This is a genomic window from Desulfarculaceae bacterium (assembly GCA_020444545.1).
In the GTDB taxonomy this organism is placed as follows: Bacteria; Desulfobacterota; Desulfarculia; order Desulfarculales; family Desulfarculaceae; genus Desulfoferula.
The window spans coordinates 755,258-779,994 of sequence record JAHLKT010000002.1 but is presented as its reverse complement, the minus strand read 5'-3'; the positions used below and the strand labels follow the sequence as shown (position 1 = coordinate 779,994).

Sequence of the window (24,737 nt, the reverse complement as noted above, 5' to 3'; positions counted from 1 at the left end):
AAGAAAATATAATGATCCATTGTATCTTATAGTTATGGCAAACGCAACCATATCCGAATAGGCAAGGCGTTTAGTTGGCTCTGCAATAACTGTGTTGATATACGGCGAAACACGCCCCGGCATTTCACCCGAGGGGGTGTCTCGCAAAGGAGGACAAAAAATGAGCGAGCGCGAATTGATCGAGGCTTTCCATCTGATGTGGGGGAGCTTTCCGGAACCAACCACACTCGTGCACAAAAGCAGGAAAGTACTCGCCGCAAACAAGGCATGCCGAGCTTTGGGAATGGAGGCGGGAATGAATTGCGCAAAGTTCGGCCCACCTGAATCTCATAGAGGTTGTCTGGCCAATCAAGCGTTGCGCACTCAGCAACCAGCGTACAAAAAGGTAGAATCAGACGGAAAAGAAATTATCTCGTATTGGCTGCCGGTGGAGGGGTGGCCTGAAATTTTCGTGCACTTCGGGGTGGGCGTAATGGTTGATTACGCGGAGGCGCCAAAAAAATTATCCGAGATAGCCGAGAGTTAACCTGACGAGCAGCCACGAAAATAGGCGGCTAGGGCGTATCCCCAGGGGAACTTAACCGGCACAATAAAGACGTACATAACCCAAAAAACGGGGCCGCCCCCCATGGGAGCGGCCCCGCTCCCGCCCATGCAAAGGGAGCTACTCGTGGGAGATGGGGGGGGCCATCTCCGTGAAGGAGAAATTGTAGAACACGTTGTGTCCGTTGTAGTCCAGCACCCTGAGGTCGTCGGACTGCTTCACGTCGTTGACGATGGCATCGTACTGGCCACCGTACTTCTGGTGCACCAGGTCCACGTCCAGCTCATAGGCGATGAATTTCATGATGCCCTTGCGGGCAAGCTTCTCGATGAACTGGGGATCGTCGAACGAACTGTAGGTGGTGAGCACCAGGATGGGCCCGGTGCCGGTGAAGATGATGCCAGCCTTCATAGCACACCTCCGGTTTGAAATGGCCGGGCTAGGCCAAACCCGCCTCTAGTTAAATTCTGCGGCCCGAACCCCGGCCAAGTCAAACGGGGCCTATTGGCCCAGCTCCTTGAGCTTGCTCAGGTCCATCTTGGCCGCGAAGTCCTGAACCACGGCCGCCGCCTGGTTAACCCGCCAGGCGTTGACCCGAACCACCACCTTGTTGTCGATGAGCGCCTGCAACTCGGCCCGGTTGCCCTGATCCTTCAGCACCGCCTTGTGCCCCTGCATGGTCACCAGCTTGCCCGCCTTGCCCGACTGCAAGAACATGGGGTTGGAGAGCATCATGGACAGGGCCTGGATCAAAGGGGAGTCGGTGACCACCTCCATGCGAACCCGGCCCTTGCCCGCGTCCCGGTAGCGTTGCGAGGCGCTGATCGCGCCGCCCATCATGGCCCCGCCTCCCTTGGAGCTCCGGGATTTTTCGATGCTCCAGCCGTCCGGGGGCTTTGGGAATATCGCGGCCAGGGCTTCGGCCTTTTTCTGCTTGAGCCGGGCCAGGGCGAATTTGATCTCGCTGATGGCCTGGCTCAGCTTGCCGTCTTGATATAGCTTGGTCCCTTTTTCCAGCTGGCTGCTGATCTCATCGGCCGCGGCGGGCAGGGAACAGGCCAGGGTCAAAAGAAAAATGGCCGTCAGCCGCAGTAGAGGCCGCATGGGTATCTCCTTGGAAATGGCTAATATTTACGGTTTTAGGTTTGTTCATGCTCAAGTATGGGATCGCTGGCGCGCCTAGTCAAGGCGGGGGCGGGACGGCTTTGGTACAATCGAAGGCCAGCCAAGGAGCCGTCATGCTTTTACCCAAGTTCAACGCAGTCCCCCAAAAAGAACTGTTGGCCGCGCTCTACGACATCCAGGCCGGCATCGATCAGGACGACCGCGACACCGCCTGCGGGGCGGGCTGCTTCGCCTGCTGCAGCGACCACGTGCACCTCACCGGCCTGGAGGGTGCCGTGCTGGCCGCCGAGCTGGAGCGCCTGGGACGGGAAGACCTTTTGGCCCGGGCGGCCGAGCTGGCCCCGGCCACGCCAGCCCCGGCCTACACCTGCAACGAGCTGGCCCAGTGCTGCCTGGAGCAGCGCGAGCCCCCGGCCGAACCGCAAAGCCAGGCCTTGCCCAAGGCCTGTTTTCTTTTGGAGGGTGGCCTGTGCGCGGCCTACGGGGCCCGGCCCCTGGCCTGCCGGGTGATGGCCTCCAAGAGCCGTTGTGTTCCGGGCGGCGAGGCCCAAGGCGATCCCTGGTGGTTCACCCTGGATACCGCGCTCATGCAGATCGCCGAGCACCTGGCCATGGGCACGGGGTACGGCTCGCTGGCCGCCGTTTTGGCCGGGGATCAGGCGGCGCTTCGGACCTGTCGGCCCCTGCCCGGCCTGCTGGCCCCGCCCGAGCACCAGGAGCGTCTGGAAAAGGAGCTGCTGCCCCTTTTCGCCCGCAAGGTGGACGGCTTGCACCTGGGGCAGTGGATGGACCGCATCCGGCACGAGGCCTCGGCCCGCCAAGAGGCGCCCCGGCCTTGAAAAAGCCTGGTTTTAGCCGGTTTAACCCCGCTGAAAAGCTTTATAAACCCCCTGCGTTCTGATATAAGAATTAGCATGGAAACAGTGCCCAGCAACTACATGCAGGAAGAGGGCGTGGTGATCGAAACCATGGGCGGACTGGCCCAGGTGGAGACCATGCAGCAGGAAGCCTGCAAGGGCTGCGGAGCCCGCGGCGCCTGCCAGACTTTGGGTGGCGACAAGCGTCGGGTCATCGCGGCCATCAACCAGGCGGGCGCCAAGGCCGGGGACAAGGTGCTCATGATCATGGCCCGCAAAGGGGTCTTGGGAGCCAGCTTCCTGCTCTACATGGTGCCGGTCTTCGCGTTGTTGGCCGGGGCCATGGTGGGCAAGCAGCTGGGGCCCTCCTATGGCCTGGAGGCCCAGACCGGGGCGGTTATTCTGGGCGCGCTCAGCCTCCTGGGCGCGTGGCTGATCCTGCGCCGCGTTTCCAAGCGCCTGGCCGGGCGCAAGGAACTGACCGTCAAGGTGGTGCGCATACTGCAACAGGGAGAGAGGGATGCTCTGGAATCAAATTCTGCTTGCTTATGACAACTCCCAACAGGCCCTGAGGGCCGTGGAATATGTTGGTCAGATGTTCGGCCGGGTGGACAACGTCAAGGTGACCCTGTTGGGGGTCTACGACAAGGTGCCCGAGTACGACATGGTGCAAACCCCCTTCACCGATCAGGTCAAGGCCCGCATTTCGGTCTTGGAGCGCGAGCGCGAAAAGGGCCGCGAGAGCATGGAAGAGGCCAAGAAGCACCTCGTCCGCATGGGCTTTGCCGAGGACCAGGTCAAGGTCAAGTACATGGAAAAGACCAAGGGCGTGGCCAAGGACATCATCGACGAGGTGAAAAAGGGCGGCTACGGCACCGTGGTCTTGGGCCGCAAGGGCGTCAGCAACCTGACCGGGATGCTCTTCGGGTCGGTATCCAGCGGCGTCATCGGCAATCTGCAGGGCGCGACCATCTGCGTGGTCGAGTAGCCCGCTCCGTTAAACGAAAAAAGCCCCCGGCTGCTTCGCGCGGCCGGGGGCTTCGTCGTGTAATGGCTCAGTGTTTGGTTTGGCCCTTGGCCTCCTCGGCCAGCTCCTCGGCCAATAGCTCGGCCGGGCCCTTCTTGATCAGCTCAAAGGCCTTCAGCATGGTCTCGCGGCCGCTGCCCATCCTCAGGGCCTCGGGCGCGTCGCGGATGATGTCCAGATTGGCCAGCACCGCGCTCTCGTAATCCGGCCAGGGCCGGCCCTGGGGTGCGTTGCGCTTGAGGAGCTCCTGGGCCGAGTGGATGGTCACGGCCCCGGCCTCCAGGTTGGCCTCGTGGGCCAGATAAAAAGCCACGTCCGGCCAGTCGTTGCCCGGGATGGGCGCCACCTGGAACAGCTCGTCCTCCAAGGGCGCCAAGGTCAGGCCGGCGCTGGCGAAGTAGCTCAGGGCCACTTTGTGGGCCACCTTGCGATAGGTGTCGATGTCCGGGTTGAAGCCCTCCATCTGCACTTCGCCCCGGGTGGGCATTTTCAACAGCTCCAGCAGTTGCTTGAGGCTCAGGCGCCCCTTGGCTTGGTTCTCGGCGATGATGGCCCTCCTTGTTCTATAACCAGCATAAGCGGGCTAAGGAGGGCTTGGCAAGGCAAGCTCAGGAGCCCTGGTTGGCCTTGAGCCAGGTGAGGGGCAGGCTGAACTTGGCGGGTGGGTTCTGGGCCAGCTCGTACAGGCGCAGGGCGGCCTTGTTCTGGGGAGCCAGCTCCACCAGGCGCTTGGCGTCCAGCTCGGCCCTTTTTACATTGCCCTTGAGCAGAAAGAGCACCGCCCGGTTGTAATAGGCGGGCTCGCTCTGGCGGTCCTGCTCCAGGGCCTTGTCCAAATCGGCCATGGCCTGGTCCAGCTTACCCTGGGTGATCAGGATGCCCGCCCGGGAGGCATAGGCCAGGGAGCGTTTCTGGGACACCATGAAGGTGGAGGCGATGGCCGCGTTGTAGGAGGCCAGGGCGTCCTGGTCATTGCCCGCCTTTTCGGCGCGCAGCCCCTGTTCCAGGGCCGAGTTGCCGCAGCCCGCCAGGAGAGAGGTGAGCAGCAGCATGAGCAGGCAGCAGATAACGGCCAGAGTGCGCGGCATGGGCTGAGCTCCGTTTGATGAGCGTTTCGCTGGGCTATTGAAGCACACTACGGGGCCGGGTGGCAAACCCCGCCATGCGGGCCGGCGAAGATGGTGCTAAATTGAAATGGAACCCCGTGGAGGTGAGTGAAATGATCAGAGCGTCCCGGCCGCTGATGATGGCCTCGATCCTGCTGACGGCCCTGCTGGCGGCTTCTCCCCTGCTGGCCGGGGAGCTGGCCTATGTGGCCGGGAGCTACCAGGGCACCGCCGAGCTGGGCAAGGTGAAGGGCGGCAAGCCCCAGCCCGGCCAGGCCACGGCGATCAAGGCCGAGCTCAAGCAGGAGGCCCAGCGCCTCAAGGGCATGCTTACCGTGGGCGCGGACCCCAAAGACCAGATTGTTCTTGAGATCAATCAGGGCAAGGTGGAGGGCAGCCATCTCTGGTTCGCGGGGGACGAGCTTTTGTGGAAGGTGCGCTTCGCCGGCGAGTTCAAGGACGGGATGATCAAGGGCCAGGTGTTCTTCACCTCCCAGGACCCCACCAAGCAGCTGTTCGGCAAAGGCAAGGTCAAGGATTTCACCCCCACCCGGCTGGGCGGCCCCCTGGAGATGAGGCGCCGCTGAAAATTCTCCGCTAATGACCCCAAGCCCGCCGCTGGCCCAACAGTCTAAAAAAATATAGACAAATTAGATGCGCATTTAGTATCTAAAAACATTCTCACCATTGACAAGCCAGATATTAGCCAAAATTGAATACGCAGTTTTTCCTGCTCGCATCCGCTGGCAATTCAGGAGGAATTAGAATGGTCCGCCGATTTTCAGCCTGGTATGGCCGGGTCTGTATTGTGGCCCTGGCCCTGGCCGGGTTTGCCTCGCCCGCCCTGGCCTGGAACCCCATTATCCTGCCCAATGGCGCCGTGGTAACCCAGACCCTGAGCGCCGCGCAGGAAAACCAGGAACTGATCGCCGCGGGAAGCGCCACGCCCAGCACTCTGCCCTTTGCCAACGGCACCACGGTATACGAGATACGCACCACCCGGGTGGCCTATTTCGTGCGGTACTACAAATACGACCCCACCAACAGCGCCAGGTACCGCTTTGGCGGCGCGGGCCGCTGGATGATGGCCGCCTCTTCGGTAAAGGGCCTGAATTCTTATCAGGTGCGCTCCCTCTACGCCCTGCCCGCGCATCCAGACCGGGTTATCGTGGTGCGCATGCCGGCGGGCACCCTGAGCCGCACCGGCAACGCCGGGCCCATTACCGGCTGGGGCGCGGGCGGCGGGCAGCAATTCCTGCTGAACAACTTCATTGACGTGGGCAACTATCAGGGCGACCGCTCCACCACGGACCTGCTCTATACCGGGCCCCTGGCCGAGCGGGTGGGTTCGGGCAATGCCCGGATCATGGGCCAGTACCTGGACGGGGCCACGGTGCCCAATTACAGCCTGCTGGACGTGACCGAGCTTATGCTCAGCTATCTGCCCGACGACGCCCAGCGGCGCGATGCCTTGAACCAGTTGGGGCCCCAGCGTTTTGACGCCTTGTCGCGTCTGGCCACCCGCCAGGACATCCTGTTCAGCCAGGCTCTGAGCCAGCGGCGCAACGACCTGCGCACCTGCCTGCTGAACCCCGGCGGGGAGGCGGCGGCCACCCACCAGAAGATCAACGACACCTACATCTGGGGCCGCCTGGCCGGGGCCCTGGGCGAGGCCAAGACCAACGGCGACGATTACGGCTTCAACTACCACTCCGGCGGGGTCCTGGGTGGGGCCGACTGGCTGCTGGGCCCCAACTTGATCCTAGGCTTCGGGGCGGGCTTCATCCAGACCGAATTCGACTGGAAGGACGTAAGCGGCAAGGGAGCGGTATCGGGGCTCAAGATGGGGGTGTACACCAGCTACTTCACGCCGCGCTTCTTTCTGGACGGCGTGTTGACCGCGGGCTACAACCTGGAGGAGGCCAACCGGGACATCACTTTCCCGGGCATGGACTACTCGCCCCACAGCAACCCGGACGGCTACGGCCTCTCGGCCGGAGTGGACGCTGGTATGAACTTCTTGGTGGGCGGCTGGACCTTGCAGCCCCTGGCCGGGCTCAACTTCTACTACGTTTACAACAACGCCTTCAGCGAGACCGGGGCGGACAGCCTGGATCTGAGCGTGGATTCCTTCACGGCCAGCACCCTGCGCGGCGAGTTGGCCCTGCGCCTCAGCCGCTCCTTCACCCTGGATAACGGCACGCGCCTGGTGCCCCAGTTCCGCCTGGGCTGGGCCCATCAATTCTCCCTGGGCGATGGGGACATCACCGCCCGGCTGGCCGACCAGGACCACGGGGCGACCTTCCAGGGGTATGACCAGGACAGCGACGCGGTGGTGCCGGGGGTGGGCCTGACTTTGGTGTGCACCAACGGCACTCAGGTCTATCTGCGCTACGACGGCGAGTTGGGCGGGGACATGACCTCCAACGAGGTGCAGGCGGGCATCCGCATTCCCTTCTAAGCCAAGGCCCGATACCAACAAAAAACCGGCGGCCTCGCGGCCGCCGGTTTTGCTTGGCTCTGGGCCGTGGGCTGCTAGGCAGCGAAGCCCTTGGTCTGGTAGCGCTGGCCGAAGCGGGTGAGGATGAGACCCTCCAGCTGGGGCCGGGCGTTCAGGAAGCGGGTGGCCTGGGCCGGGGGCATCACGAAGCAGGCGGTGGCCAAGGCGTCGGCCAGAGCCGCCTGGGGCGCGCGCACGCTGACGCTGTGGGACGAGCCCGGGCTGCGGCCGGTGTCGGGCCGCACGATGTGATGGTAGAGCCGCTCCTGGTCGAAGTAGACCTCGTAGTCGCCGCTGGTGGCCAGGGCGCCGCTGGTCATGGGCACCACCATCTTGGCCTTGGTGGGCGCGTCCGGGTCGGACACGGCCACCCGCCAGGGCTTGCCGCCCCGGTCGCCCAACACGCCCACGTCGCCGCCGGCGTTGATGAGCACGTGGCGCGCGCCGGAACGGTGCGCGGCCCTGAGGCCCTCGTCCACGATGTAGCCCTTGGCCACGCCGTCCAGGGTGAGGCCCGCGCCCTCTTTGGTCAGGCGCAGGCTGGCGCCGTCATAAGACACCCCGCCCACCGCGTTCAGGGCCTCGACCACCGCCTGACGGGTGGGCTTGCGGCCCTGGGCGTAGCTGTGGGCCATGGCGTCCACCACCGGGGCCACCGAGGGATCGAAAGCGCCGCCAGTGGATTTCTGCACAAGGGCGCAGAGGTCCAGCACCTGTTTGAGGCGGGGCTCCAGGTCGTTCAGGCGGCCTTCGCTGTTCAGGGCGGCCACCTGGCCCACGGGGCGGTGACGGTCAAAGACCGGGGTCAGTTGTTGCATGGCCGTGAAGGCGCTCTCCATGGCCTCCTGGGCCTTGACCGGAGAAGCGTCCAGCACGGTGACCGAAACCAGGGTGCCCATCATCATGCGGGTCTGTTGGGCCACGCTGAGCTCGCGGGTCACCTTGGCCAGTCCGATGGCCGGCGACACCAGGGGCAGGGCGGCCGCGCCCAGGGCGGCTCCGGTCAGCTGCAAGAAGGAGCGGCGGTGCAGCATCCTAGTCATTCTTACCTCTCCCATTTCCAGGCCTCGTAATCTTGGCCCTGGCGGCGGTAACAATAGAGGCCGCACTGCAGGCAGCGCTGGGTCTCCTGCTTGGCCATCTCCTCGGTGAGGCCCAGCTCCACTTCCACGAAGCTGTTGGCCCTCTCGGCCACGCTGAGCTCGGGCATCTTGGCCCGCGGCCCGGAGGGCACCGCGTCCGGCGTGGCGGAGATCATGGGCAGGTCCTTGGTGCTGTGCACCCAGTTGTCCGGAGCCTCCACCTCTTCGCCGCTGAGGAAGTTGTGCATGGCCCGCGCCGCCCGGCGGCCGGCCCCGATGGCCTCCACCGCGGTGGCCGCGCCGGTCACCGTGTCGCCGCCGGAGAAGACGCCGGGGATGTTGGTGCTGCCGGCGTCGACGTTGGCGTCGATGGTGTTCCACTTGGTCACGGCCAGGTCCTTGGCTGCGGCATCGGCCTCCAGGAAGGCCAGGTCCGGGAACTGGCCGATGGCCGAGATCACGTTGTCGCACTCGAGGATGGTCTCGCTGCCCTCGATGGGCACCGGACGGCGGCGGCCCGAGGCATCGGGCTCGCCCAGCTCCATCTTGATGTACTCAAGACCGGTGAGCTTGCCGCCCTCGCCGACCAGCTTGGTGGGCGCGGCCAGGAAGTGGAACTTGATGCCCTCGTGCTTGGCCTCCTCGATCTCGATGTCGTTGGCCGGCATCTCCTTCTCGGTGCGGCGGTAGAGGACCGTGACTTCCTTGGCGCCCAGGCGCCAGCAGGTGCGGGCGCAGTCCATGGCGGTGTTGCCGCCGCCGATGATCACCACGCGGTCGCCGACCGGGGTATCCTTCAGGTTGCCCCGGTCGATGAGCATGTTGGTGCCGGGCAACACGCCGTTCAGATCCTCGCCCTCGACCCTCATGCCCCGGCTGGACCAGCAGCCCACGCCCAGGAAGATGGCCTCGAAGCCGTCTTGCCTCAGGCTCTCCAGGGTGAAGTCCTTGCCCATGGCCACGCCGGTCTTGGCCTCGCAGCCCAGGTCCAGGATGCCCTGGATCTCCCAATCCAGGGTCTTCTTGGGCAGGCGGTACTCGGGGATGCCGTAGCGCAGCATGCCGCCCAGATGGGGTTGGGCCTCGAAGATGGTGGGCGCGTAGCCCAGGCGGGCCAGGTAATAGGCGCAGGAGAGGCCGGCGGGGCCGCCGCCCACGATGGCCACCTTGCGATCGTTCTTGGGCATGCAGAAGGGCTGGATGCGCTTGCCCGAGTTCATCTCATAGTCGGCCGCGAAGCGCTTGAGGTGGTTGATGTTCACCGGCTCTTCGGTCTCGCCCCGGCGGCACTGGTCCTCGCAGGGATGGGGGCACACCCGGCCGCAAACCAGGGGCAGGGGGTTGTGCTCCTTGATGATGCCGACCGCGTCGTCGTAGCGCCCCTCGCCGATGGCCCGGATGTAGCCCGGGATGTCGATCTGGGCGGGGCAGGTGGCCTGGCAGGGGGCCAGGCAGTTGTAGTCGGCGTTGAAGCCCAGGATGCGGCGGGTCACCGAGTTGAGGTGGATGATGTTCTTGGGGCAGACCTTCTCGCAGTTGCCGCAACCGGTGCACAGGGTGGGGTCCACCACCGGCAGGTTGTCCGGGCCGATCTGGATGGCCCCGAAGGGGCACACCTTCACGCAAGAGCCCAGCCCCACGCAGCCGATCTCGCAGACCTTGGGGCCGCCGGCCAGAAGCACCGCCGCCCGGCAGTCCTGAACGCCGTCGTATTGGTATTTGAGCTGGGCGATGTCCGTGGAGTAGGTGCAGTCCACCTGGCTTACGTCAGGCTCGCGGTAAATCACCTCCACGCCCATGACCGCGGACACCGCCACGGCCACCTCGGGGCCGCCGCCCACGCAGATGTTGGCCGCGGCTTTTCCGCTGGCGATGGCCAGGGCCGCCGAGGAGCAGCCGGCATAGCCGCAGCCGCCGCAGTTGGCGCCGGGCAGGGCCTCTTCCACCGCTTCAACCAGGGGGTCCACCTCGACCGCGAAGACCTTGGCGGCTACGCCCAGGCCCAAGGCCGAAGCCAGGCCGAGTCCTCCGATTGCCAGGGCTTCAAACAACATTATTATGTTCTCCTCGCCGGTACGCCGACCGGCTCAGTGATGGCTCGTTTCGCAAAAAGCACGCAATCAGTTCCAAACCTAGTGGCTGACCAGGCCGGCGAAGCCGGAGAAGGCCAGGGCCAAAAAGCCCGCCACCACCAGACCGATGGCCGTGCCCTCGAAGGCCTTGGGCATCTTGACCAGCATGAAGCGCTCGCGGATGCCCGCGAAGAGCACCAGGGCCAGGCTGTAACCCACCGCCGACGCGAAGGAGAAGACCAGGGTGTCGACGAAGTCGTACTCTTCGTTGATGTTGATGATGGCCACGCCCAAGACCGCGCAGTTGGTGGTGATCAGCGGCAGGAAGATGCCCAGGGCCCGGTATAGGGCCGGGAGCGTCTTGGCCATCACGATCTCCACCAGCTGCACCAGGGCGGCGATCACCAGGATGAAGGCGATGGTCTGGAGGTACTCGATGTTCAGGGGCACCAGGATGTAGTACTGCACCAGCCAGGTGATCATGCCCGCCATGACCATGACGAAGATGACCGCCATGGACATGCCGGTTGCCGTGTCCATGCGGCGGCTGACCCCCAGGAAGGGGCAGTTGCCCAGGAACTTGGCCAGCAGGATGTTGTTGACCAGGATGGCGCCAACGATGAACAGCATGTAGTCGCCGAAACTCATGGCTAGGCCCTCCGCTTCCGCTGGTCAAGCACGTGGCTGATCAGGTTGATGGCCGCAAGGAAAAGGCCCAGGGCCACGAAGGCGCCCGGCGCCCGCACCATGAACACGAAGGGCTCGTAGGAGTCCCACATGAGGTTGGCGCCCCAGATGGTGCCGTTACCCAGGATCTCGCGGAAGGCGCCCAGCACGGTCAGGCTTATGGTGAAGCCGATGCCAACGCCCAGGCCGTCGGCGATGGAGGCCACCGGCCCGTTCTTGCCGGCGAATGCCTCGGCGCGGCCCAGGATGATGCAGTTGACCACGATCAGGGGGATGAAGATGCCCAGGGCTTGATACAGCGGGAACACGTAGGCCTGCATGGTCAGCTCGACGATGACCACGAAGCTGGCGATGATCACGATGTAGGCCGCGATGCGCACCTTGCTGGGGATGATTTTTCTCAGCAGCGAGACCAGCAGGTTGGAGCAGACCAACACGAAGGTGGTGGCCAGTCCCATGCCCATGCCGTTTTCGGCCGAGGTGGTGACCGCCAGGGTGGGGCAGAGGCCCAGCACCAGGCGGAAGGGCGGGATGATCTCCCATAGCCCCTTGGTGAATTCCTTGGCTATGCTCATGACCGCCGCTCCCTACTGCACCATTTTGTCGCGGTATTTGTCCAAGGTGGCCCGGGCCTGATTGACCGCGGCGACCACGCCCTTGGTGGACAAGGTGGCGCCGGACAGGGCGTTGATGTCGCCCACTCCCAGCTCCTTGTCCAGGGCCTTACCCTTGAACGAATCGGTGAAATTGGGCTCTATGATGCGCGCGCCCAGGCCAGGGGTCTCGGTGTGCTCCACGATGCTGATGCCGGTGAGCTTCTTGCTGGCCAGGTCCACGCCCACCATCACCCCGATGGGGCCATGGTAGCCTTGGGCGCTACTCTCGAAGGCCACGGCATAGGTCTTGCCGTCCTTTTTGGCCGGGAAGACGATCAGCTTGACCGGCTTGCCCTTCTTGTCCTTGCCCAAGTCGATGGACACGCGGTCCTTAATGGGGTCGTTCTGATAGCCGGTGAGCACCGACTTGACCGCGGGTTCCTTGATGAACTTGAGACGGCTGTATTCGATGGGCTCCCGGGTCACGTCGTGCACCAGGGCCAGCATGAATCCGCTCACCGCGCAGATCAGGGTGAGCACCACCAGCATTTTGATAATATCACGCACCGCTCACCACCTTTCCGATGACCCGGGGCCTGATGCGATCCAACAGGGGAGTGGCCGCGTTCATCAGCAGGACGCCGTAGAAGGCGCCGTCGATGGGGCTGCCCCAGAAGCGCACGATGATGGTCATCAAGCCCACCCCCAGGCCGAACAGGAAAGTGCCCCAGGGGGTGACCGGGCTGGAGACCGGCTCCGGCCCCAGGAAGAAGGCGGCGATCATAAACACGCCGGCCCCCAGGTGGAACCAGACCACGTTCAAGTAGGCCCCGAACTCCTCATAGCCCATCTCGGCGATGCGCTCGTCGGTGTAGACCGCCACCAGGCCCATGCCGAGGGCGCCGATGAGGGCGCCCAGGGGAAGCTGCCAGGGGATGAGGCGCCGGATGACCAGGTAGATGCCGCCGGCCAGCAGGGCCCAGGTCCCGGTGGTGCCCACACCGCCGGCCATCTTGCCCAGCCAGACATTGCCCAGCTCGAACATCTCCAGGGTGCCGATGTCGCCCTTGAGCTGCATCAGGAAGGTTTCGGCCTCCATCCAATCGTCGCCAGAACCCAGGGCCATGGGCTCCAGATAGGCCCCCATGGCTTCGGGCCAGGAGATGGCCAGGGCGGCCCAAGCCACCAGCACGGGGTTGAAGGGATAGGCGCCGTTGCCGCCGAAGATGCTCATGCCCAAGGCGACGGTGAGGAAGCCGCCCACCACCGGGAGCCACCAGGGCGCGCCCGGAGGCAGGATCAGGCCCATCAGCAGGCCCATGAGCACCACGTGCAGGTTGCCCAGGGTGGAGGGTTTTTTAAGGATCAGGCTGATCACGTACTCGGTGACCATGGCCGAGGCCACGGCCAGACAGACCGTGATAAGGCCCGGCGCCCCGAAGAAGTACAGACCGGTGATCAGGGCCGGGGCCAGGGCGATCATCATCTCCAGATACATGGAGCGCAGGGTGGTGCACCCCAGGATGTGCGGAGAAGTGGATACGGTCAGAAGGTTTTGGTTCATTGCTCCATCCTCCCGGCCATGACCTCGGTTTTACCGTGCCTGAGGAAGTGGACCATGGGCCGCTGGGCCGGACATACGTAGGCGCAGCAGCCGCACTCGATGCAGTTCATCAAGTTCTGCTCGGCCGCTTCCTCGTACATGCGGAACTCGCAGAGCTTGCCCAGCTCCGAGGGGATCAGGTTGACCGGGCAAACCGCCACGCAGCGCCCGCAGTGGATGCAGGGATGGTCCGCGTAGTGCCGGACCTTGGGTCCGCTCTGCACGAACACGCCCTGGGTCTCGCGGGTCACCGGGGTGCCCAGGTCGTAGATGGCCAGACCCATCATGGGGCCGCCCACCACCACCTTGCCGGCCTGGCTGGGGCCGCCGCCGGCGGCTTGGAGCACCTCGCCGATGGGGGTGCCCAGGCGCACCTTGAACACGCCGGGGTTCTTGACCTCGCCGGCCACACTGAACACCCGCTCCATCACCGGACGGCCGCTCAGGAGCACCGAACCCACGTCCAGGGCGGTGGAGAGCGGCTGCACGGTCACGCCCACGTCCCGGGGCTCGCCGTAGGGAGTGGGGACCTCGCGGCCGGTGAGCGAGAGCACCATAAGGTGGTCGTTGGCAAAGGGATACTTGGTCTGGCTGACCGAAGCGGTCTCCCATTCGCGCTGCTTGGCCAGGGCGCTCAGGGCCGAGGCGTCTACCCCGGAGGGCAGGGCCAGGATGACCCGTTTGGCGCCGCTGATGCGGGCCAGGGCGGCCACGCCCACGGCCAGGGTGTCGCCGGCCTCGCCCAGGAGCGAGGCGTTGGGACAAACCGGCGGATCGGGGTCCACCGCCTTGACGATCAAGGTGTCGATGGGCCGCACCACCGGGATGCCGGTCATGTAGAGGTAGGATTGGGGCGCCATGGGAGGGCTCAGGTCCACGTGCAGGGGGCGTCCCTGCACCTGGGACCGCACCAGGCCCGCCTCGCGCACTCGCTTGAGCAGGCGGGAGGGGCGGGTGAGGCCAACCTCTTCCAGGGAGGCGAGGGCGTTCTCGGGAGAGGCGAGCTCCTCGCTCCAGGCGTCGGCCCCGTCGTTGGCGATGACCACGGTGGGGACCATGCCGCCCGAGGGGTCGGGCATCTCGATGATGGCCTCCACCGTGCCGCTTACCGTAGCCTGCACGTTGGCGGCCTCGAAATCATCGGAGGCGCCGATCACCTGGCCCATGGTTACCTTGTCGCCGGGCTCCACCTTGGGCTGGGCCACCGCGCCCTGGTGCTGCCGCATGGGCAGATACACCTTGGCAGGGGCGGGCAGCGGCTGGGGCGGGGCGGCCGCCGGCGGGCGGGGCAAGCCTATGCCCTTTAAACAACTTGAAAGCTTCATGCCATCGAACTCCAGTTCAGGCGCTGGGACGCGCGGCAGTCAGAGCGCTGCGGCGGGGCGCGCACTCGTGAAGAAAGCCACAAGTGAGGGTTAAAAATATGCCGGCTGAAGGATAGGGATGAACCATATCCAGGCCGGAGTGTTCTCGTAGCAGAGGGGTCATTAGTAGCAATCTCTCAGAAGCCGGACCGAGGCTGTTTTGGGCCCAAATATTATTCTTTACCGCCCGCCCTGTCAACCAATCCCAAGCGGGATCAATCCTTTTTCAGCAGGGCAGGCGAACCAGGAAAACCGCTCCCTGGCCGGCCTCCGACTCCACCGTGATATCTCCGCCGTGGGCCCGCACCACCTTGCGGGCTATGGCCAGGCCCAGGCCGGTGCCCGGTTTGGCTTTTATTTCCTTGCGGCGCGACCGGTAGAACTCGTCGAAAATGTATTCCACCTCTTGGGGCGGCACCCCGGGGCCCTGGTCGCTGATGGCGATGATCACCTCGCCCGGCCCCTTGCTGCCCCGGATGGAAACCGTGCCCTGGGGGCGGTTGTACTTCACCGCGTTGCTCACCAGGTTGTAGAGCGCCTCCAAAAGGCTCTCGCGGTCCACCTCCACCGGAGCGTCTTCGCTCAGCTCCAGGGCCAGGGTCTGGTCCGCGGCGGCCGCGTCGGCCTCGGCCCTCTTAATTAGTTGCTCGAGCAGATCGCCCAGGGTCTCGGCCTGGCGGCGGCTCTCGATGCCCTCCTGGTCCAGGCGGCTCATCACCAGCCAGGTGTTCAGGGTGCGGGCCAAGAGATCCAAGCGGTACACCGCCCGGGTGATGAATCCCTGGTAGGCCTCGGGCACCGGGCCCAGGGCCTGGCTGGCCGGAACTTCCAAAAGCTGTCTCACCGCGGCCAGGGGAGAGCGCATCTGGTGGGAGACCAGGGTCATGAAGTTGGCCTGCATGAGGGCCTTTTCGGCCCGAAGCTCCGAGGTCTCCAACATGAGCCGGCGGCGTTCCAGACCCCGCTCCACGGTGAGTTTCAACTCGTCCGGGGAGAAGGGCTTGGCCAGGAAATCGTAGGCCCCCTGCTTCATGGCCTCCACGGCGGTTTGCAGGGTGGCGTGGCCGGTGATCATGATGCAGATGATGTCCGGATGGGTCTCGCGCACCCGCTCCAGAACCTCCAGGCCATCGATGCCCGGCATCTGCAAATCCACCAGGATAAGGTCCGGCGGGTCCTGCTCCAGGGCCTCCAGGCCCGCCTCGCCGCTTACCGCAAGGCTTACCCGGTAACCCCAGCGGGTGAGCAGAACCTCGGACGACTCGCGAGCTACCTCGTCGTCGTCAATGCACAGTACGTGCACCGGTGAGCGTTTCGGAGACATGAACGGGCCGACCTAACGTTGAAGTAAAGTATTGACTTTCTCCAACAACGCCTCGGAAGTAAAGGGCTTGTCCAAGAAGGCGTCGCCCTGGGCGATGCGCGCCTCGGGCGGAATATCAAAACGCTCGCCAGTGATCTGCTTAACGGCGGAGCACATGAGCACCGGGATGTCGCGGTAGTCCATGTACTCGGGGGTGGCCCGCAGAGTGGTGATCACCGAGAACCCCTCGTAGATGGAGTCCATCATGATGTCCAGCACCAGCAGGTCGGGGTCTTCGGCCGTGACGATCTCAAGGCCCACCTTGCCGTCCGAAGCGCTGAGGACCTGGTGGCCCGCTGCCTCCAGAATGGCCTGGGTGGCGGTGCGGAAATCGTCGTCGTCGTCGATAATCAAGATTTTAGGCATACGTGCACCCGGCAGAGTAAGTGAGTGGTATACGGACCGGATTTGACCTTAAACCACGCTTTGGGCCAAGTCAATCCAAATGGGCCTCATTCATTATTTTGAACCGCTGAAAGGCGCAATGTAAGCCCAATGAGCGGGCACAAGCGTTTTTATGGCTTGACAGCGGACACTTGACGCGTCTAAATTCACGATAGTTATTTTATAGCTACTAAATAACTATTGGGGCGCGACGCTAAAGGAGGGGTGTCGGCCGGCGCCCGATGGTGCCGCGCCACCCAGCGCAGCCCTTGGAATCAATCCCACATTTGGCCGGAGAGTGGACGCATGGACGTTTTGCTGACTCCCTCGGGCGGTAAAGAACACCTGCTGTTGGGCAACGAGGCCATCGTGCGCGGCGCCCTGGAGGCGGGCATGGCCTTTGCCACCTGTTATCCGGGCACTCCTTCATCGGAGGTGCCCGACACCCTCTACCGTCTCAGGAAGCAATTCCCGGGCAAGGTGAAGTACTACTTCGAGTACTCCACCAACGAGAAGGTGGCCATGGAGTGCGCCGCGGGCGCCGCCGCCTCGGGGGTGCGCACCCTGTGCACCATGAAGCACGTGGGCGTCAACGTGGCGGCCGACCCCCTGATGACCCTGGCCTACGTGGGCGTGCGGGCCGGCATGGTGATCCTCACCGCCGACGACCCCTCGCTGTTCTCCAGCCAAAACGAGCAGGACAACCGCTACTACGCCCGTCTTTCGGGCCTGCCCATGCTGGAGCCCGCCGGACCGGCCGAGGCCAGGGACATGGTCACCCACGCCTTCGACCTCAGCGAGGAGCTGGGCGTGCCGGTGTTCATCCGCACCACCACCCGGGTGAACCACGCCCGCGAGGCGGTGAAGCTGAACAAGCTGGGCAAGGTGAAGCAGACCGCCAAGTTCGTCAAGGAGCCCATGCGCTTCGTCACGGTGCCCGCGGTAAGCCGCAACCTGCACCTGCGCCTGCTTAACATCTACAACCAGGCCCAGGCCATCAGCGAAAGAAGCCCCTGGAACAAGATCGAGGGCCGGGGCAAGCTGGGCATCATCACCAACGGCGTGTCTTACAACTACGTGGCCGACGCCGTGGCCGACCTGGGCGCCAAGAGCAAGGTCAAGATCTTCAAGGTGGGCATGAGCTACCCTCTGCCCGAGAAGAAGCTGGCCAACTTCTTGAAGGGCCTGGACACGGTCCTGGTCATCGAAGAACTCGAGCCCATCATGGAAGAGGCGGTCAGGGCCATTGCCCAGGAAAAGGGCATCAAGGTCAAGATCGTGGGCAAGGTTCCGGGCAAGGTGCCGTCCAAGAGCGTGGACATCGAGGCGCCGGACTTCCTGAGCCGCGCCTTCGAGTACAACCCCCGCCTGGTGCGCACCGTCATCGCCAAGACCTTCGGCCTCAAGTACAAGAACACCGCCGAGCTCAAGCTGGCCGACATGCCCGCGCCTCCGGGGCGTCCGCCAAACCTCTGCCCCGGCTGCCCCCACCGCGCCACCTATCACGCGGTCAAGGAGGTCATGGGCGAGGAGGCCATCTACCCCACGGACATCGGCTGCTACACCCTGGGACTGCTGCCCCCCATCAAGGCGGCGGACTTCCTCATCTGCATGGGCTCCTCGGTTTCCAGCGCGGGTGGCATCGCCCGGGCCACGGGCCAGAAGGTGGTGGCCTTTATCGGCGACAGCACCTTCTTCCACAGCGGCATCACCGGCCTGGTGAACGCGGTGCACAACAACCACAACTTCACCCTGGTGATCCTGGACAACGGCACCACGGCCATGACCGGCCACCAGCCCCACCCGGGGGTGGACACCGAAGCCATCGGCGACGCAACCACCCACCTGGACATAGAGCCCCTGGTCAGGGGCCTGGGTGTGCAGCACGTGACCACCATCAAGCCCTTCAAGGTGCGCGCCTCCAAAAAGGCCATTGAAGAGGCGGTGGCCCACGAGGGCGTAAGCGTGATCATCTCCAAGGAGCTGTGTCCGCTGTTCGCCCGCCGGGTGGCCCCCAGCAGCAAAAAGTCCTTCCAGGTGAACCCGGACAAGTGCAAGGGCCACATGGACTGCATCAAAAAGGTGGCTTGCCCGGCCATGTTCGTTGAGGACGGCCAGGCCAGGATCAACCCGCTGCAGTGCATCGGCTGCGCGCTTTGCGCCCAGATTTGCCCGGAGAACGCCATCCTGCCCGTGAAGGCCAAGGCTTAAGGAGGAGATCATGAGCACCCAACGCATAGTTTTCGTGGGCGTGGGCGGCCAGGGCAACCTCTTGGCCAGCAACCTTCTGGGCCAGGCGGCCCTGGCGGCGGGCGTCAAGGTGGTGGTCAGCGAGATCCACGGCATGGCCCAGCGCGGCGGCGTGGTGGAGTCGGCCGTTATCCTGGGCGAAGGCACCAGCCCCATCGTGGCCAATGCCGAGGCAGACGTCCTGGTGGCCTTCGAGCCGGTGGAGGCGCTGCGCCTGCTGCCCAAGGCCAACAAGGAGACCCTGATCATCACCAACGTACGGCCCCTGCCGCCCTTCACGGTGGCCATCGGCGCGGCGCCTTATCCGCCGGCCGAGGAATCGGTGGCCTATCTGAAGAAGAAGGTCAATAAGGTGGTGGCGTTCGACGGCCAGGCCTTGGCCGAGGAGGCCAAGAACCCGCTGAGCCTGAACATGGTCATGCTGGGCGCGCTCTTCGGAGCGGTGGAGCTGCCCGTGGACGTAAAGACCATGAAAAAGATCATCCGTTCCCAGACCAAGAAGCGCTTCGCCGCTTCCAACGTCAAAGCGTTCGACCTGGGCTTCAAGGCCGCCAAAGCCGGATAGCCCGTCAAGATAGCCGGTAGGAGGGAGCCTCTTCGGGGGCTCCTTTCTTTTTTGGGGGGAAGGCGCTAGGCCGGGATGCTCACCGTGCGGTTGCGGCCGCTGCGCTTGGCCTCATACAAGGCCTGGTCGGCCCGCTTGAGCACGTCGTCCACCGTTTCGTTGGGCTGGTACTCGGCCACGCCGATGGAGATGGTCACCCTGAGATCGCCGTCCAACTCGGGAAAAGCCTCTTGTTCGATGCGACGGCGCAGGCGCTCGGCCACGTCGTGGGAGCGCTCCACCGTGGAGTTGATCAGCACGGCCAGGAATTCCTCGCCCCCGAAGCGGGCCACCCGGTCCACCTCCCGGAGGGAAGCGGTCAGCAACTCGGAGGTCTTTTGCAGCACCCGGTCGCCCGCGTCGTGGCCCAGGGTGTCGTTGATCACCTTGAAGTGATCCAGGTCCATGTAGCACACCGAAAAAGAACTGACCCCGCGCGCGGCCAAGGCCATCTGTTCGTTGAGTATGTCGATGACGTAGCGCCGGTTGAACAGCTTGGTCAGCTCGTCGGTGATGGCCAGCTCCTCGATGCGCTCCATGGCATCCTTTAGCTGGCGGTTCTGAAGATGGTAACGGCGCAGGAACTTGTTGAGCTGGGCCCCCACCAGGGACAGGCTGCACATGATCAGCAAGAAGCCCAGCCATTGCAGCCATTCCAAACGCTGGTTCACTGCCTGGGGATGATAGGCGGTGAGGGCGACTATGACCCCCGCGTAGCCCAGCACGGCCAGGATGGTGACCAAAATGAAGCCTTCCCGGCGAAGTATGAAGGCCGCGAAAAGCATTACCTGTAGATAGAACATCAACAGGACCAGGCGGCCGTGTTCCACGAAGTAGACCGCCGCCAGCACACAGAGGGTGGCCCACAGTATCTGGGGCAGGGTGAGGCCGGCTTCCTTGAAGCGCAGGTTGAGGCCGGTGGCCACCAGGGCCAGGAAGGCGAGGCGGCCGGTCAGGTCCACGGCGGTTAGGATCAGGAAGACTTTCACGCCGCCCCGGAAAAAGCCGAAATACAAGCACATCCACACCAGGAACAGGTGGGTCATGCCGCCCAGCAGGGCGTAGAAAGTCAGGCGCAGGCGCAGGGCCTGGTTGTGATCGGAAGGTGAGCGCTTTTGCAGAGAGCCGTCTTGCCGCATCAAGCCGTCCGTTCAGCGGACCGAATAGATTGCCCCCCACAAGGCTTCAGTGCTGCCACGGTGTATGTCTCAGCGGATATCCTAGCCTATTTAGGGCTAATAAAGTAACCCCTTTGCAGGCAAGGGCAAGGTTTGCCGGGACTAGTGGACCACCAGCAATCCGGTGAGCGAGGAGTCGGCAACCTGTTTGGGAGCGGCCTCGCGGCCCACTGGCTGCACCGGCCATCCGGCCAGGGCGGCCAGCTGGAACACGTCGATGCCCACCGCCTCCATGGAAGGCCGGGCCAGGGCTGGGGCGGGGCAGGCCTCGCCGTCCAGTACCTTGCACACCGTATTTTTGGGGCACAGCACCTTCTTGCAGGAGCCGGCGGCCAGGCCGAAGGCCAGGTAGTGGCCCGCGTAAAAGGCGGCCGACTCCAGGTCCGCGCAGAGCTGGAAGATGGCCCGGAAGGCCCCGCGCCGTTCGGCGTCTTTCTTCGGGCTGATCATCACTTCGGGCGCAAAGCGCTTGTTGAACAAGATGGCCTGGGAGAAGCCGGCCAGGACCTTGCGGAACTCCTCGGGGGTGGGGGCGTGCGGCGGGCAGTTGGCGGATGTACCGTAGTTGGGGCAGCGGGGCACCCGGCACTTAAAGGCCACCGCCTCGGACACCGCGATATCGCTGGTACTGATGATCGCCGCGCGGTCCGCGCCCAGCTCCAGGGCCTGAGCGCGCAGGGTTTCCAGGTTGGGTTGAGGCATTTTGGTCGCTTCCTGGCTTGCCGCTTTTCTCGGTTACAAACGCCAAAGGAATTAGGTCTTCTTGCGGCTATACCGCCCCGATAGCATAGCTATCGGGGGCAACAGAAGGAAAATCAGGAAGTAAAAAAATCGTTTTTGGGTGGCCCCGACAGCTTGCTGTCGGGGTGGCGAAGCGTAGCAAAGCCACAAGAGTTCAGGCGGACGGCGGCGTTTCAGGCAGGCGGCACCGGCCGTTGGATGTGTCTTCTTTCAGGCAGAGATTGCTTCGTCGCTACGCTCCTCGCAATGACACTTTCGTTTAACACTAGGCAAATGCAGGGGCGGGGTTTGTCTACGCCCGAAGGGATTGCGCCGACAGAACGCGCCCGCGAGGAGCATTGCCTTCTTTATATTCCAAACTAAACCAAAAGACCGCAGCCCTTCGGCCACGGCCCATTACTTTCTTTCAGCGCGCGGTCTAATCGAAATACCGGCTGGTAATCTCTTCCCACTTGCCCTGGGCCTTCATGAGCAGCTCGCAGGCCTGGCGTACCGCGCCCCGGCCGCCGGGCAGGGTGGCCACCCATTGGGCCGCGTCCTTTACCTCGGGCCAGGCGTCGCTGGGCGCCAGGGCCAGGCCGCAGGCGCGCATGGGCGGCAGGTCGATGAGGTCGTCGCCCATGAAGGCGGCCTGGTCAGGCGTCAGGCCGCGCTCACTCACCAGGCGCTGGAACTCGGGCAGCTTGATCTTGCAACCCTCCACCAACTCGTCGATGCCCAGCTCGCGGGCTCGCACCTGGTTGGGCGTGGATGCCCGGCCGCTGAGCCACACTATGCCCATGCCGGTCCGCTGCAAAAGTTTGATGCCGTGGCCGTCCTTGATGTCAAAGAACTTCGACTCGCTGCCGTTCTGGTCGTATACGACCCGGCCGTCGGTGAGCACCCCGTCGATGTCCAACACCAGGAGCTTTATCTTGGCGGCGCGTTCTTGCAGGCTGGGGCTCATCAGGCTTCTCTCCGCACCAAGGCGTGGATGGCCTTGAGCTGTTTCAGGAGCGCGCCCACTTCATACAGGGGCAGGCTGTTGGGGCCGTCGCAGCGGGCCTGGTCCGGGTCGGGATGAACTTCCAAAAACACCGCGTCCGCCCCGGCGGCCACCGCCGCCCGGGCCAACACCGGGGCGTGCTCGCGGTCGCCGCCGCTGGCCGTGCCCAGCCCGCCGGGAAGCTGCACGCTGTGGGTGGCGTCGAACACCACCGGCACCCCCCGGGCCCGCATGATGGCGATGGAGCGCATGTCCACCACCAGGTTGTTGTAGCCGAAGCTGGCCCCCCGCTCGGTGAGCCAGACGGTCTGGTTGCCGGTGCTCCTCACCTTGTCCAGGATGGGCCCCACGTCGTGCGGGGCCATGAACTGGCCCTTTTTCACGTTCACCGGCTTCATGGTCTCGCCGGCGGCCACCAACAGGTCGGTCTGGCGGCAGAGAAAGGCGGGGATCTGCAATACGTCCAGCACCTGGGCGGCCGGGGCGGCCTGGGCCGCGTGGTGGATGTCGCTGATCACCGGCAGGCCGGTCTGGTCCTTTACCTTAGCCAGCACCTCCAGGCCGGTGGCCATGCCCGGCCCCCGGAAGCTGGTCACGCTGGTGCGGTTGGCCTTGTCAAAGCTGGCCTTGAAGATCAGCGGCAGGTCAAGCTCGGCCGAAAGCTGGGCCAGATGCCGGGCCACAGTGAGGGTGACCGACTCGTCCTCAATGACGCAGGGCCCGGCGATGACGAAAAACTCTTGCCGGCCAAAGGGCCGCCCGGCCAAGGTGACGCTGGCGACTTCCTGGTCCACGGCCTAGCTGCCCTTGGCGTTCTTGTGGCGGACAGCCGCGCGGATGAACTCCCGGAACAGGGGATGGGGGTCCATGGGGCGCGATTTGAACTCGGGGTGGAACTGGCAGCCCAGGAACCAGGGATGGTCGGTGAGCTCGGCGATCTCGCCCAGCTCGCCGTCCGGGCTGGTGCCCGAGAGGATCATGCCCTTCTCGGCCATCTCTTCCTTGAACTGGTTGTTGTACTCATAGCGGTGGCGGTGGCGCTCGCTGATCTCGTCCACCTTGTAGGCCTTGTGGGCCAGGGTGCCGGGCACCAGCTTGCAGGGGTAGGCGCCCAGGCGCATGGTGCCGCCCTTGTCGGTCAGCTCGTCGCGGCGCTCGACCTGCTGGGTGCGGAAGTCGAACCACTCGCGCATGAGGTAGATCACCGGGTAGGGCGTGTTGGGGTCGATCTCAGAGGAGTGGGCCTCTTTCCAGCCCAGGACGTTGCGCGCGAACTCGATCACCGCCATGTGCATGCCGAAGCAGATGCCGAAATAGGGGATGGATTCCTCGCGGGCCTTTTGCACCGCCTTGATCTTGCCCTCCACCCCGCGCGAGCCGAAGCCGCCGGGCACCAGGATGCCGTCCACCTCGCCGATGATGCCGACCCCGTCGCGCTCCACCTGCTCGGAGTCCACGAACTCGATGTTGACCTTGCTGTTGTTGGCCACCCCGCCGTGACACAGGGCCTCGTTGAGGCTCTTGTAGCTTTCCCTCAGGTCCACGTACTTGCCCACCATGGCGATGGTCACCTCGTGGGCCGGATGCTTGAGCTTGTAGACCAGCTCCTCCCAATTGTCCAGCTTGGGGGTGCGGGTCCAGATGTTCAGCTTGCGGCAGATCTGCTCGTCCAGGTTCTGCTCGTGGAACTTGAGCGGCACCTCGTAAATAGTGTCCACGTCCACGGCGGTGATCACCGCCTCGGGCTCCACGTTGCAGAACAGGGCTATCTTTTCCTTGAGGCTGCGGTCCAGGGGCATTTCGGTGCGGCAGAGCAGGATGTCCGGCTGGATGCCCACGCGCCTTAGCTCGCTGACCGAGTGCTGGGTGGGCTTGGTTTTCAGCTCACCGGCGGTCTTGATGTAGGGCACCAGGGTCAAATGCACATAAAGGCAGTTTTCCTTGCCCACGTCGTTGCGGAACTGGCGGATGGCCTCCAAAAAAGGCAGGGACTCGATGTCACCCACCGTGCCGCCGATCTCCACGATGGCCAGGTCAGAGCCGTTGACCACGTTGGTGATGGCCTGCTTGATCTCGTCGGTGATGTGGGGAATGATCTGCACCGTGCCGCCCAGGTAGTCGCCGCGCCGCTCCTTGGTGATCACGCTGTTGTAGATGGAGCCGGTGGTGTGGTTGCACTTCTTGCTGATCTTGGCGTGGGTGAAGCGCTCGTAATGCCCCATGTCCAGGTCGGTCTCGGCCCCGTCGTCGGTTACGTAGACCTCGCCGTGCTGGAAGGGGTTCATGGTGCCCGGGTCCACGTTCACATAGGGGTCGAGTTTTTGCAGGACCACGGACAGACCGCGCGCTTCCAGGAGGGCCCCGATGGAGGCCGAGGCCAGACCCTTGCCCAGGGAAGAAAGCACACCACCAGTGGTGAAAATAAATTTGGGGGTCATTGGCCTGGTCTCCTGCGTTGCGAAGGGTTCATTGCGGAGTGCACATGAAACGGCTGGCTGCCTGCTGAACCGACATTGTTCATGAGCTATAAATTAAGAGCATCTCTGGAAGAATGTCAAGATACCATAGTGTGAAAATTTGCCAAGACCATGGGGCAAAATTGTGCACGGTGCACTGAGGCCGGAAAAAGGTCACTAAGCCCGCTGCCTTGGGTTTTAGTGACCAATGGG

The 24,737-nt window shown here is 64.1% G+C and carries 26 protein-coding genes; 8 read left to right on the top strand and 18 right to left on the bottom strand.

Annotation, left to right across the window (positions count from 1 at the left end; all coding sequences use genetic code 11):
- Positions 1-160 precede the first annotated feature (160 nt).
- Positions 161-526, top strand: coding sequence for a hypothetical protein (locus KQH53_08120; GenBank protein MCB2226631.1), 366 nt, complete (start codon positions 161-163; stop codon positions 524-526).
- A gap of 138 nt (positions 527-664) precedes the next feature.
- Here the strand turns inward: KQH53_08120 and KQH53_08115 are convergent, their stop codons facing one another.
- Positions 665-955 carry a hypothetical protein gene (locus tag KQH53_08115; protein ID MCB2226630.1) on the bottom strand — a complete coding sequence of 97 codons (291 nt, stop codon included), beginning with the start codon at positions 953-955 and terminating at the stop codon, positions 665-667.
- 90 nt (positions 956-1,045) lie between these two features.
- The gene (locus KQH53_08110) at positions 1,046-1,648 is read right to left on the bottom strand and encodes a hypothetical protein (protein ID MCB2226629.1); all 603 of its coding nucleotides are present in this window, start codon (positions 1,646-1,648) and stop codon (positions 1,046-1,048) included.
- A gap of 134 nt (positions 1,649-1,782) precedes the next feature.
- Here KQH53_08110 and KQH53_08105 point away from each other — a divergent pair, with 134 nt between their 5' ends.
- The 3 genes from KQH53_08105 to KQH53_08095 all read left to right on the top strand — a co-directional run bounded on the left by KQH53_08105 (position 1,783) and on the right by KQH53_08095 (position 3,514).
- Entirely contained in the window at positions 1,783-2,508 is a 726-nt protein-coding gene (locus KQH53_08105) for a hypothetical protein (GenBank protein ID MCB2226628.1), read from the top strand.
- A 75-nt stretch (positions 2,509-2,583) separates the two neighbouring features.
- Positions 2,584-3,078 carry a SoxR reducing system RseC family protein gene (locus KQH53_08100; protein ID MCB2226627.1) on the top strand — a complete coding sequence of 165 codons (495 nt, stop codon included), beginning with the start codon at positions 2,584-2,586 and terminating at the stop codon, positions 3,076-3,078.
- Complete coding sequence (locus KQH53_08095; GenBank protein ID MCB2226626.1) at positions 3,047-3,514, top strand: universal stress protein; 468 nt, start codon at positions 3,047-3,049, stop codon at positions 3,512-3,514. The genes KQH53_08100 and KQH53_08095 overlap by 32 nt, the downstream gene beginning before the upstream one ends.
- A gap of 67 nt (positions 3,515-3,581) precedes the next feature.
- Here KQH53_08095 and KQH53_08090 read toward each other — a convergent pair whose 3' ends face one another.
- Positions 3,582-4,040 carry a hypothetical protein gene (locus KQH53_08090; GenBank protein ID MCB2226625.1) on the bottom strand — a complete coding sequence of 153 codons (459 nt, stop codon included), beginning with the start codon at positions 4,038-4,040 and terminating at the stop codon, positions 3,582-3,584.
- 121 nt (positions 4,041-4,161) lie between these two features.
- Complete coding sequence (locus tag KQH53_08085; protein ID MCB2226624.1) at positions 4,162-4,641, bottom strand: tetratricopeptide repeat protein; 480 nt, start codon at positions 4,639-4,641, stop codon at positions 4,162-4,164.
- A gap of 131 nt (positions 4,642-4,772) precedes the next feature.
- Between KQH53_08085 and KQH53_08080 the strand changes: the two genes are divergently transcribed.
- Both KQH53_08080 and KQH53_08075 read left to right on the top strand, forming a co-directional pair.
- Complete coding sequence (locus tag KQH53_08080; protein ID MCB2226623.1) at positions 4,773-5,246, top strand: hypothetical protein; 474 nt, start codon at positions 4,773-4,775, stop codon at positions 5,244-5,246.
- A gap of 179 nt (positions 5,247-5,425) precedes the next feature.
- Positions 5,426-7,120, top strand: coding sequence for an autotransporter outer membrane beta-barrel domain-containing protein (locus tag KQH53_08075; GenBank protein MCB2226622.1), 1,695 nt, complete (start codon positions 5,426-5,428; stop codon positions 7,118-7,120).
- Between the two features lie 74 nt (positions 7,121-7,194).
- Here KQH53_08075 and KQH53_08070 read toward each other — a convergent pair whose 3' ends face one another.
- The 9 genes from KQH53_08070 to KQH53_08030 all read right to left on the bottom strand — a co-directional run bounded on the left by KQH53_08070 (position 7,195) and on the right by KQH53_08030 (position 16,292).
- Positions 7,195-8,202 carry an FAD:protein FMN transferase gene (locus KQH53_08070; protein MCB2226621.1) on the bottom strand — a complete coding sequence of 336 codons (1,008 nt, stop codon included), beginning with the start codon at positions 8,200-8,202 and terminating at the stop codon, positions 7,195-7,197.
- Between the two features lie 2 nt (positions 8,203-8,204).
- On the bottom strand, positions 8,205-10,295 hold the full coding sequence (locus tag KQH53_08065; protein ID MCB2226620.1) for an RnfABCDGE type electron transport complex subunit B: 2,091 nt from the start codon (positions 10,293-10,295) through the stop codon (positions 8,205-8,207).
- 78 nt (positions 10,296-10,373) lie between these two features.
- Entirely contained in the window at positions 10,374-10,961 is a 588-nt protein-coding gene (gene rsxA, locus KQH53_08060; GenBank protein ID MCB2226619.1) for an electron transport complex subunit RsxA, read from the bottom strand.
- Positions 10,962-10,963: 2 nt separating this feature from the next.
- Positions 10,964-11,575, bottom strand: a complete 612-nt coding sequence (locus KQH53_08055; GenBank protein ID MCB2226618.1) for an electron transport complex subunit E — start codon at positions 11,573-11,575, stop codon at positions 10,964-10,966.
- A 12-nt stretch (positions 11,576-11,587) separates the two neighbouring features.
- Positions 11,588-12,163, bottom strand: a complete 576-nt coding sequence (locus KQH53_08050) for an RnfABCDGE type electron transport complex subunit G (GenBank protein ID MCB2226617.1) — start codon at positions 12,161-12,163, stop codon at positions 11,588-11,590.
- Entirely contained in the window at positions 12,156-13,160 is a 1,005-nt protein-coding gene (locus tag KQH53_08045; protein MCB2226616.1) for an RnfABCDGE type electron transport complex subunit D, read from the bottom strand. The genes KQH53_08050 and KQH53_08045 overlap by 8 nt, the downstream gene beginning before the upstream one ends.
- Positions 13,157-14,491 (bottom strand): RnfABCDGE type electron transport complex subunit C, encoded by a 1,335-nt coding sequence (locus tag KQH53_08040; protein MCB2226615.1) that lies wholly within the window; start codon positions 14,489-14,491, stop codon positions 13,157-13,159. The genes KQH53_08045 and KQH53_08040 overlap by 4 nt, the downstream gene beginning before the upstream one ends.
- A 298-nt stretch (positions 14,492-14,789) precedes the next feature.
- Positions 14,790-15,887 (bottom strand): response regulator, encoded by a 1,098-nt coding sequence (locus tag KQH53_08035; GenBank protein MCB2226614.1) that lies wholly within the window; start codon positions 15,885-15,887, stop codon positions 14,790-14,792.
- 12 nt (positions 15,888-15,899) lie between these two features.
- Complete coding sequence (locus tag KQH53_08030; GenBank protein MCB2226613.1) at positions 15,900-16,292, bottom strand: response regulator; 393 nt, start codon at positions 16,290-16,292, stop codon at positions 15,900-15,902.
- A gap of 324 nt (positions 16,293-16,616) precedes the next feature.
- Between KQH53_08030 and iorA the strand changes: the two genes are divergently transcribed.
- Positions 16,617-18,521, top strand: a complete 1,905-nt coding sequence (gene iorA / locus KQH53_08025) for an indolepyruvate ferredoxin oxidoreductase subunit alpha (protein MCB2226612.1) — start codon at positions 16,617-16,619, stop codon at positions 18,519-18,521.
- Positions 18,522-18,531: 10 nt separating this feature from the next.
- Complete coding sequence (locus tag KQH53_08020; protein ID MCB2226611.1) at positions 18,532-19,125, top strand: indolepyruvate oxidoreductase subunit beta; 594 nt, start codon at positions 18,532-18,534, stop codon at positions 19,123-19,125.
- A gap of 65 nt (positions 19,126-19,190) precedes the next feature.
- Here the strand turns inward: KQH53_08020 and KQH53_08015 are convergent, their stop codons facing one another.
- The 5 genes from KQH53_08015 to KQH53_07995 all read right to left on the bottom strand — a co-directional run bounded on the left by KQH53_08015 (position 19,191) and on the right by KQH53_07995 (position 24,506).
- The gene (locus KQH53_08015) at positions 19,191-20,303 is read right to left on the bottom strand and encodes a GGDEF domain-containing protein (protein MCB2226610.1); all 1,113 of its coding nucleotides are present in this window, start codon (positions 20,301-20,303) and stop codon (positions 19,191-19,193) included.
- A gap of 141 nt (positions 20,304-20,444) precedes the next feature.
- Positions 20,445-21,044, bottom strand: coding sequence for a DUF2284 domain-containing protein (locus tag KQH53_08010; GenBank protein ID MCB2226609.1), 600 nt, complete (start codon positions 21,042-21,044; stop codon positions 20,445-20,447).
- A 457-nt stretch (positions 21,045-21,501) separates the two neighbouring features.
- Positions 21,502-22,029, bottom strand: coding sequence for a phenylphosphate carboxylase subunit delta (locus KQH53_08005; GenBank protein MCB2226608.1), 528 nt, complete (start codon positions 22,027-22,029; stop codon positions 21,502-21,504).
- A complete protein-coding gene (gene kdsA, locus KQH53_08000) occupies positions 22,029-22,835 on the bottom strand; it encodes a 3-deoxy-8-phosphooctulonate synthase (GenBank protein ID MCB2226607.1) in 807 nt (268 codons plus the stop codon). The genes KQH53_08005 and kdsA overlap by 1 nt, the downstream gene beginning before the upstream one ends.
- A gap of 30 nt (positions 22,836-22,865) precedes the next feature.
- The gene (locus KQH53_07995) at positions 22,866-24,506 is read right to left on the bottom strand and encodes a CTP synthase (GenBank protein MCB2226606.1); all 1,641 of its coding nucleotides are present in this window, start codon (positions 24,504-24,506) and stop codon (positions 22,866-22,868) included.
- Positions 24,507-24,737: the final 231 nt, after the last annotated feature.

Excerpts from the sequence above, each read along its gene's own strand:
- KQH53_08120 (MCB2226631.1), top strand. The coding sequence starts at position 161 with ATGAGCGAGCGCGAATTGATCGAGGCTTTCCATCTGATGTGGGGGAGC.
- KQH53_08115 (MCB2226630.1), bottom strand. The coding sequence starts at position 955 with ATGAAGGCTGGCATCATCTTCACCGGCACCGGGCCCATCCTGGTGCTC.
- KQH53_08110 (MCB2226629.1), bottom strand. The coding sequence starts at position 1,648 with ATGCGGCCTCTACTGCGGCTGACGGCCATTTTTCTTTTGACCCTGGCC.
- KQH53_08105 (MCB2226628.1), top strand. The coding sequence starts at position 1,783 with ATGCTTTTACCCAAGTTCAACGCAGTCCCCCAAAAAGAACTGTTGGCC.
- KQH53_08100 (MCB2226627.1), top strand. The coding sequence starts at position 2,584 with ATGGAAACAGTGCCCAGCAACTACATGCAGGAAGAGGGCGTGGTGATC.
- KQH53_08095 (MCB2226626.1), top strand. The coding sequence starts at position 3,047 with ATGCTCTGGAATCAAATTCTGCTTGCTTATGACAACTCCCAACAGGCC.
- KQH53_08090 (MCB2226625.1), bottom strand. The coding sequence starts at position 4,040 with ATGCCCACCCGGGGCGAAGTGCAGATGGAGGGCTTCAACCCGGACATC.
- KQH53_08085 (MCB2226624.1), bottom strand. The coding sequence starts at position 4,641 with ATGCCGCGCACTCTGGCCGTTATCTGCTGCCTGCTCATGCTGCTGCTC.
- KQH53_08080 (MCB2226623.1), top strand. The coding sequence starts at position 4,773 with ATGATCAGAGCGTCCCGGCCGCTGATGATGGCCTCGATCCTGCTGACG.
- KQH53_08075 (MCB2226622.1), top strand. The coding sequence starts at position 5,426 with ATGGTCCGCCGATTTTCAGCCTGGTATGGCCGGGTCTGTATTGTGGCC.
- KQH53_08070 (MCB2226621.1), bottom strand. The coding sequence starts at position 8,202 with ATGACTAGGATGCTGCACCGCCGCTCCTTCTTGCAGCTGACCGGAGCC.
- KQH53_08065 (MCB2226620.1), bottom strand. The coding sequence starts at position 10,295 with ATGTTGTTTGAAGCCCTGGCAATCGGAGGACTCGGCCTGGCTTCGGCC.
- rsxA (MCB2226619.1), bottom strand. The coding sequence starts at position 10,961 with ATGAGTTTCGGCGACTACATGCTGTTCATCGTTGGCGCCATCCTGGTC.
- KQH53_08055 (MCB2226618.1), bottom strand. The coding sequence starts at position 11,575 with ATGAGCATAGCCAAGGAATTCACCAAGGGGCTATGGGAGATCATCCCG.
- KQH53_08045 (MCB2226616.1), bottom strand. The coding sequence starts at position 13,160 with ATGAACCAAAACCTTCTGACCGTATCCACTTCTCCGCACATCCTGGGG.
- KQH53_08035 (MCB2226614.1), bottom strand. The coding sequence starts at position 15,887 with ATGTCTCCGAAACGCTCACCGGTGCACGTACTGTGCATTGACGACGAC.
- KQH53_08030 (MCB2226613.1), bottom strand. The coding sequence starts at position 16,292 with ATGCCTAAAATCTTGATTATCGACGACGACGACGATTTCCGCACCGCC.
- iorA (MCB2226612.1), top strand. The coding sequence starts at position 16,617 with ATGGACGTTTTGCTGACTCCCTCGGGCGGTAAAGAACACCTGCTGTTG.
- KQH53_08020 (MCB2226611.1), top strand. The coding sequence starts at position 18,532 with ATGAGCACCCAACGCATAGTTTTCGTGGGCGTGGGCGGCCAGGGCAAC.
- KQH53_08015 (MCB2226610.1), bottom strand. The coding sequence starts at position 20,303 with ATGCGGCAAGACGGCTCTCTGCAAAAGCGCTCACCTTCCGATCACAAC.
- KQH53_08010 (MCB2226609.1), bottom strand. The coding sequence starts at position 21,044 with ATGCCTCAACCCAACCTGGAAACCCTGCGCGCTCAGGCCCTGGAGCTG.
- KQH53_08005 (MCB2226608.1), bottom strand. The coding sequence starts at position 22,029 with ATGAGCCCCAGCCTGCAAGAACGCGCCGCCAAGATAAAGCTCCTGGTG.
- KQH53_07995 (MCB2226606.1), bottom strand. The coding sequence starts at position 24,506 with ATGACCCCCAAATTTATTTTCACCACTGGTGGTGTGCTTTCTTCCCTG.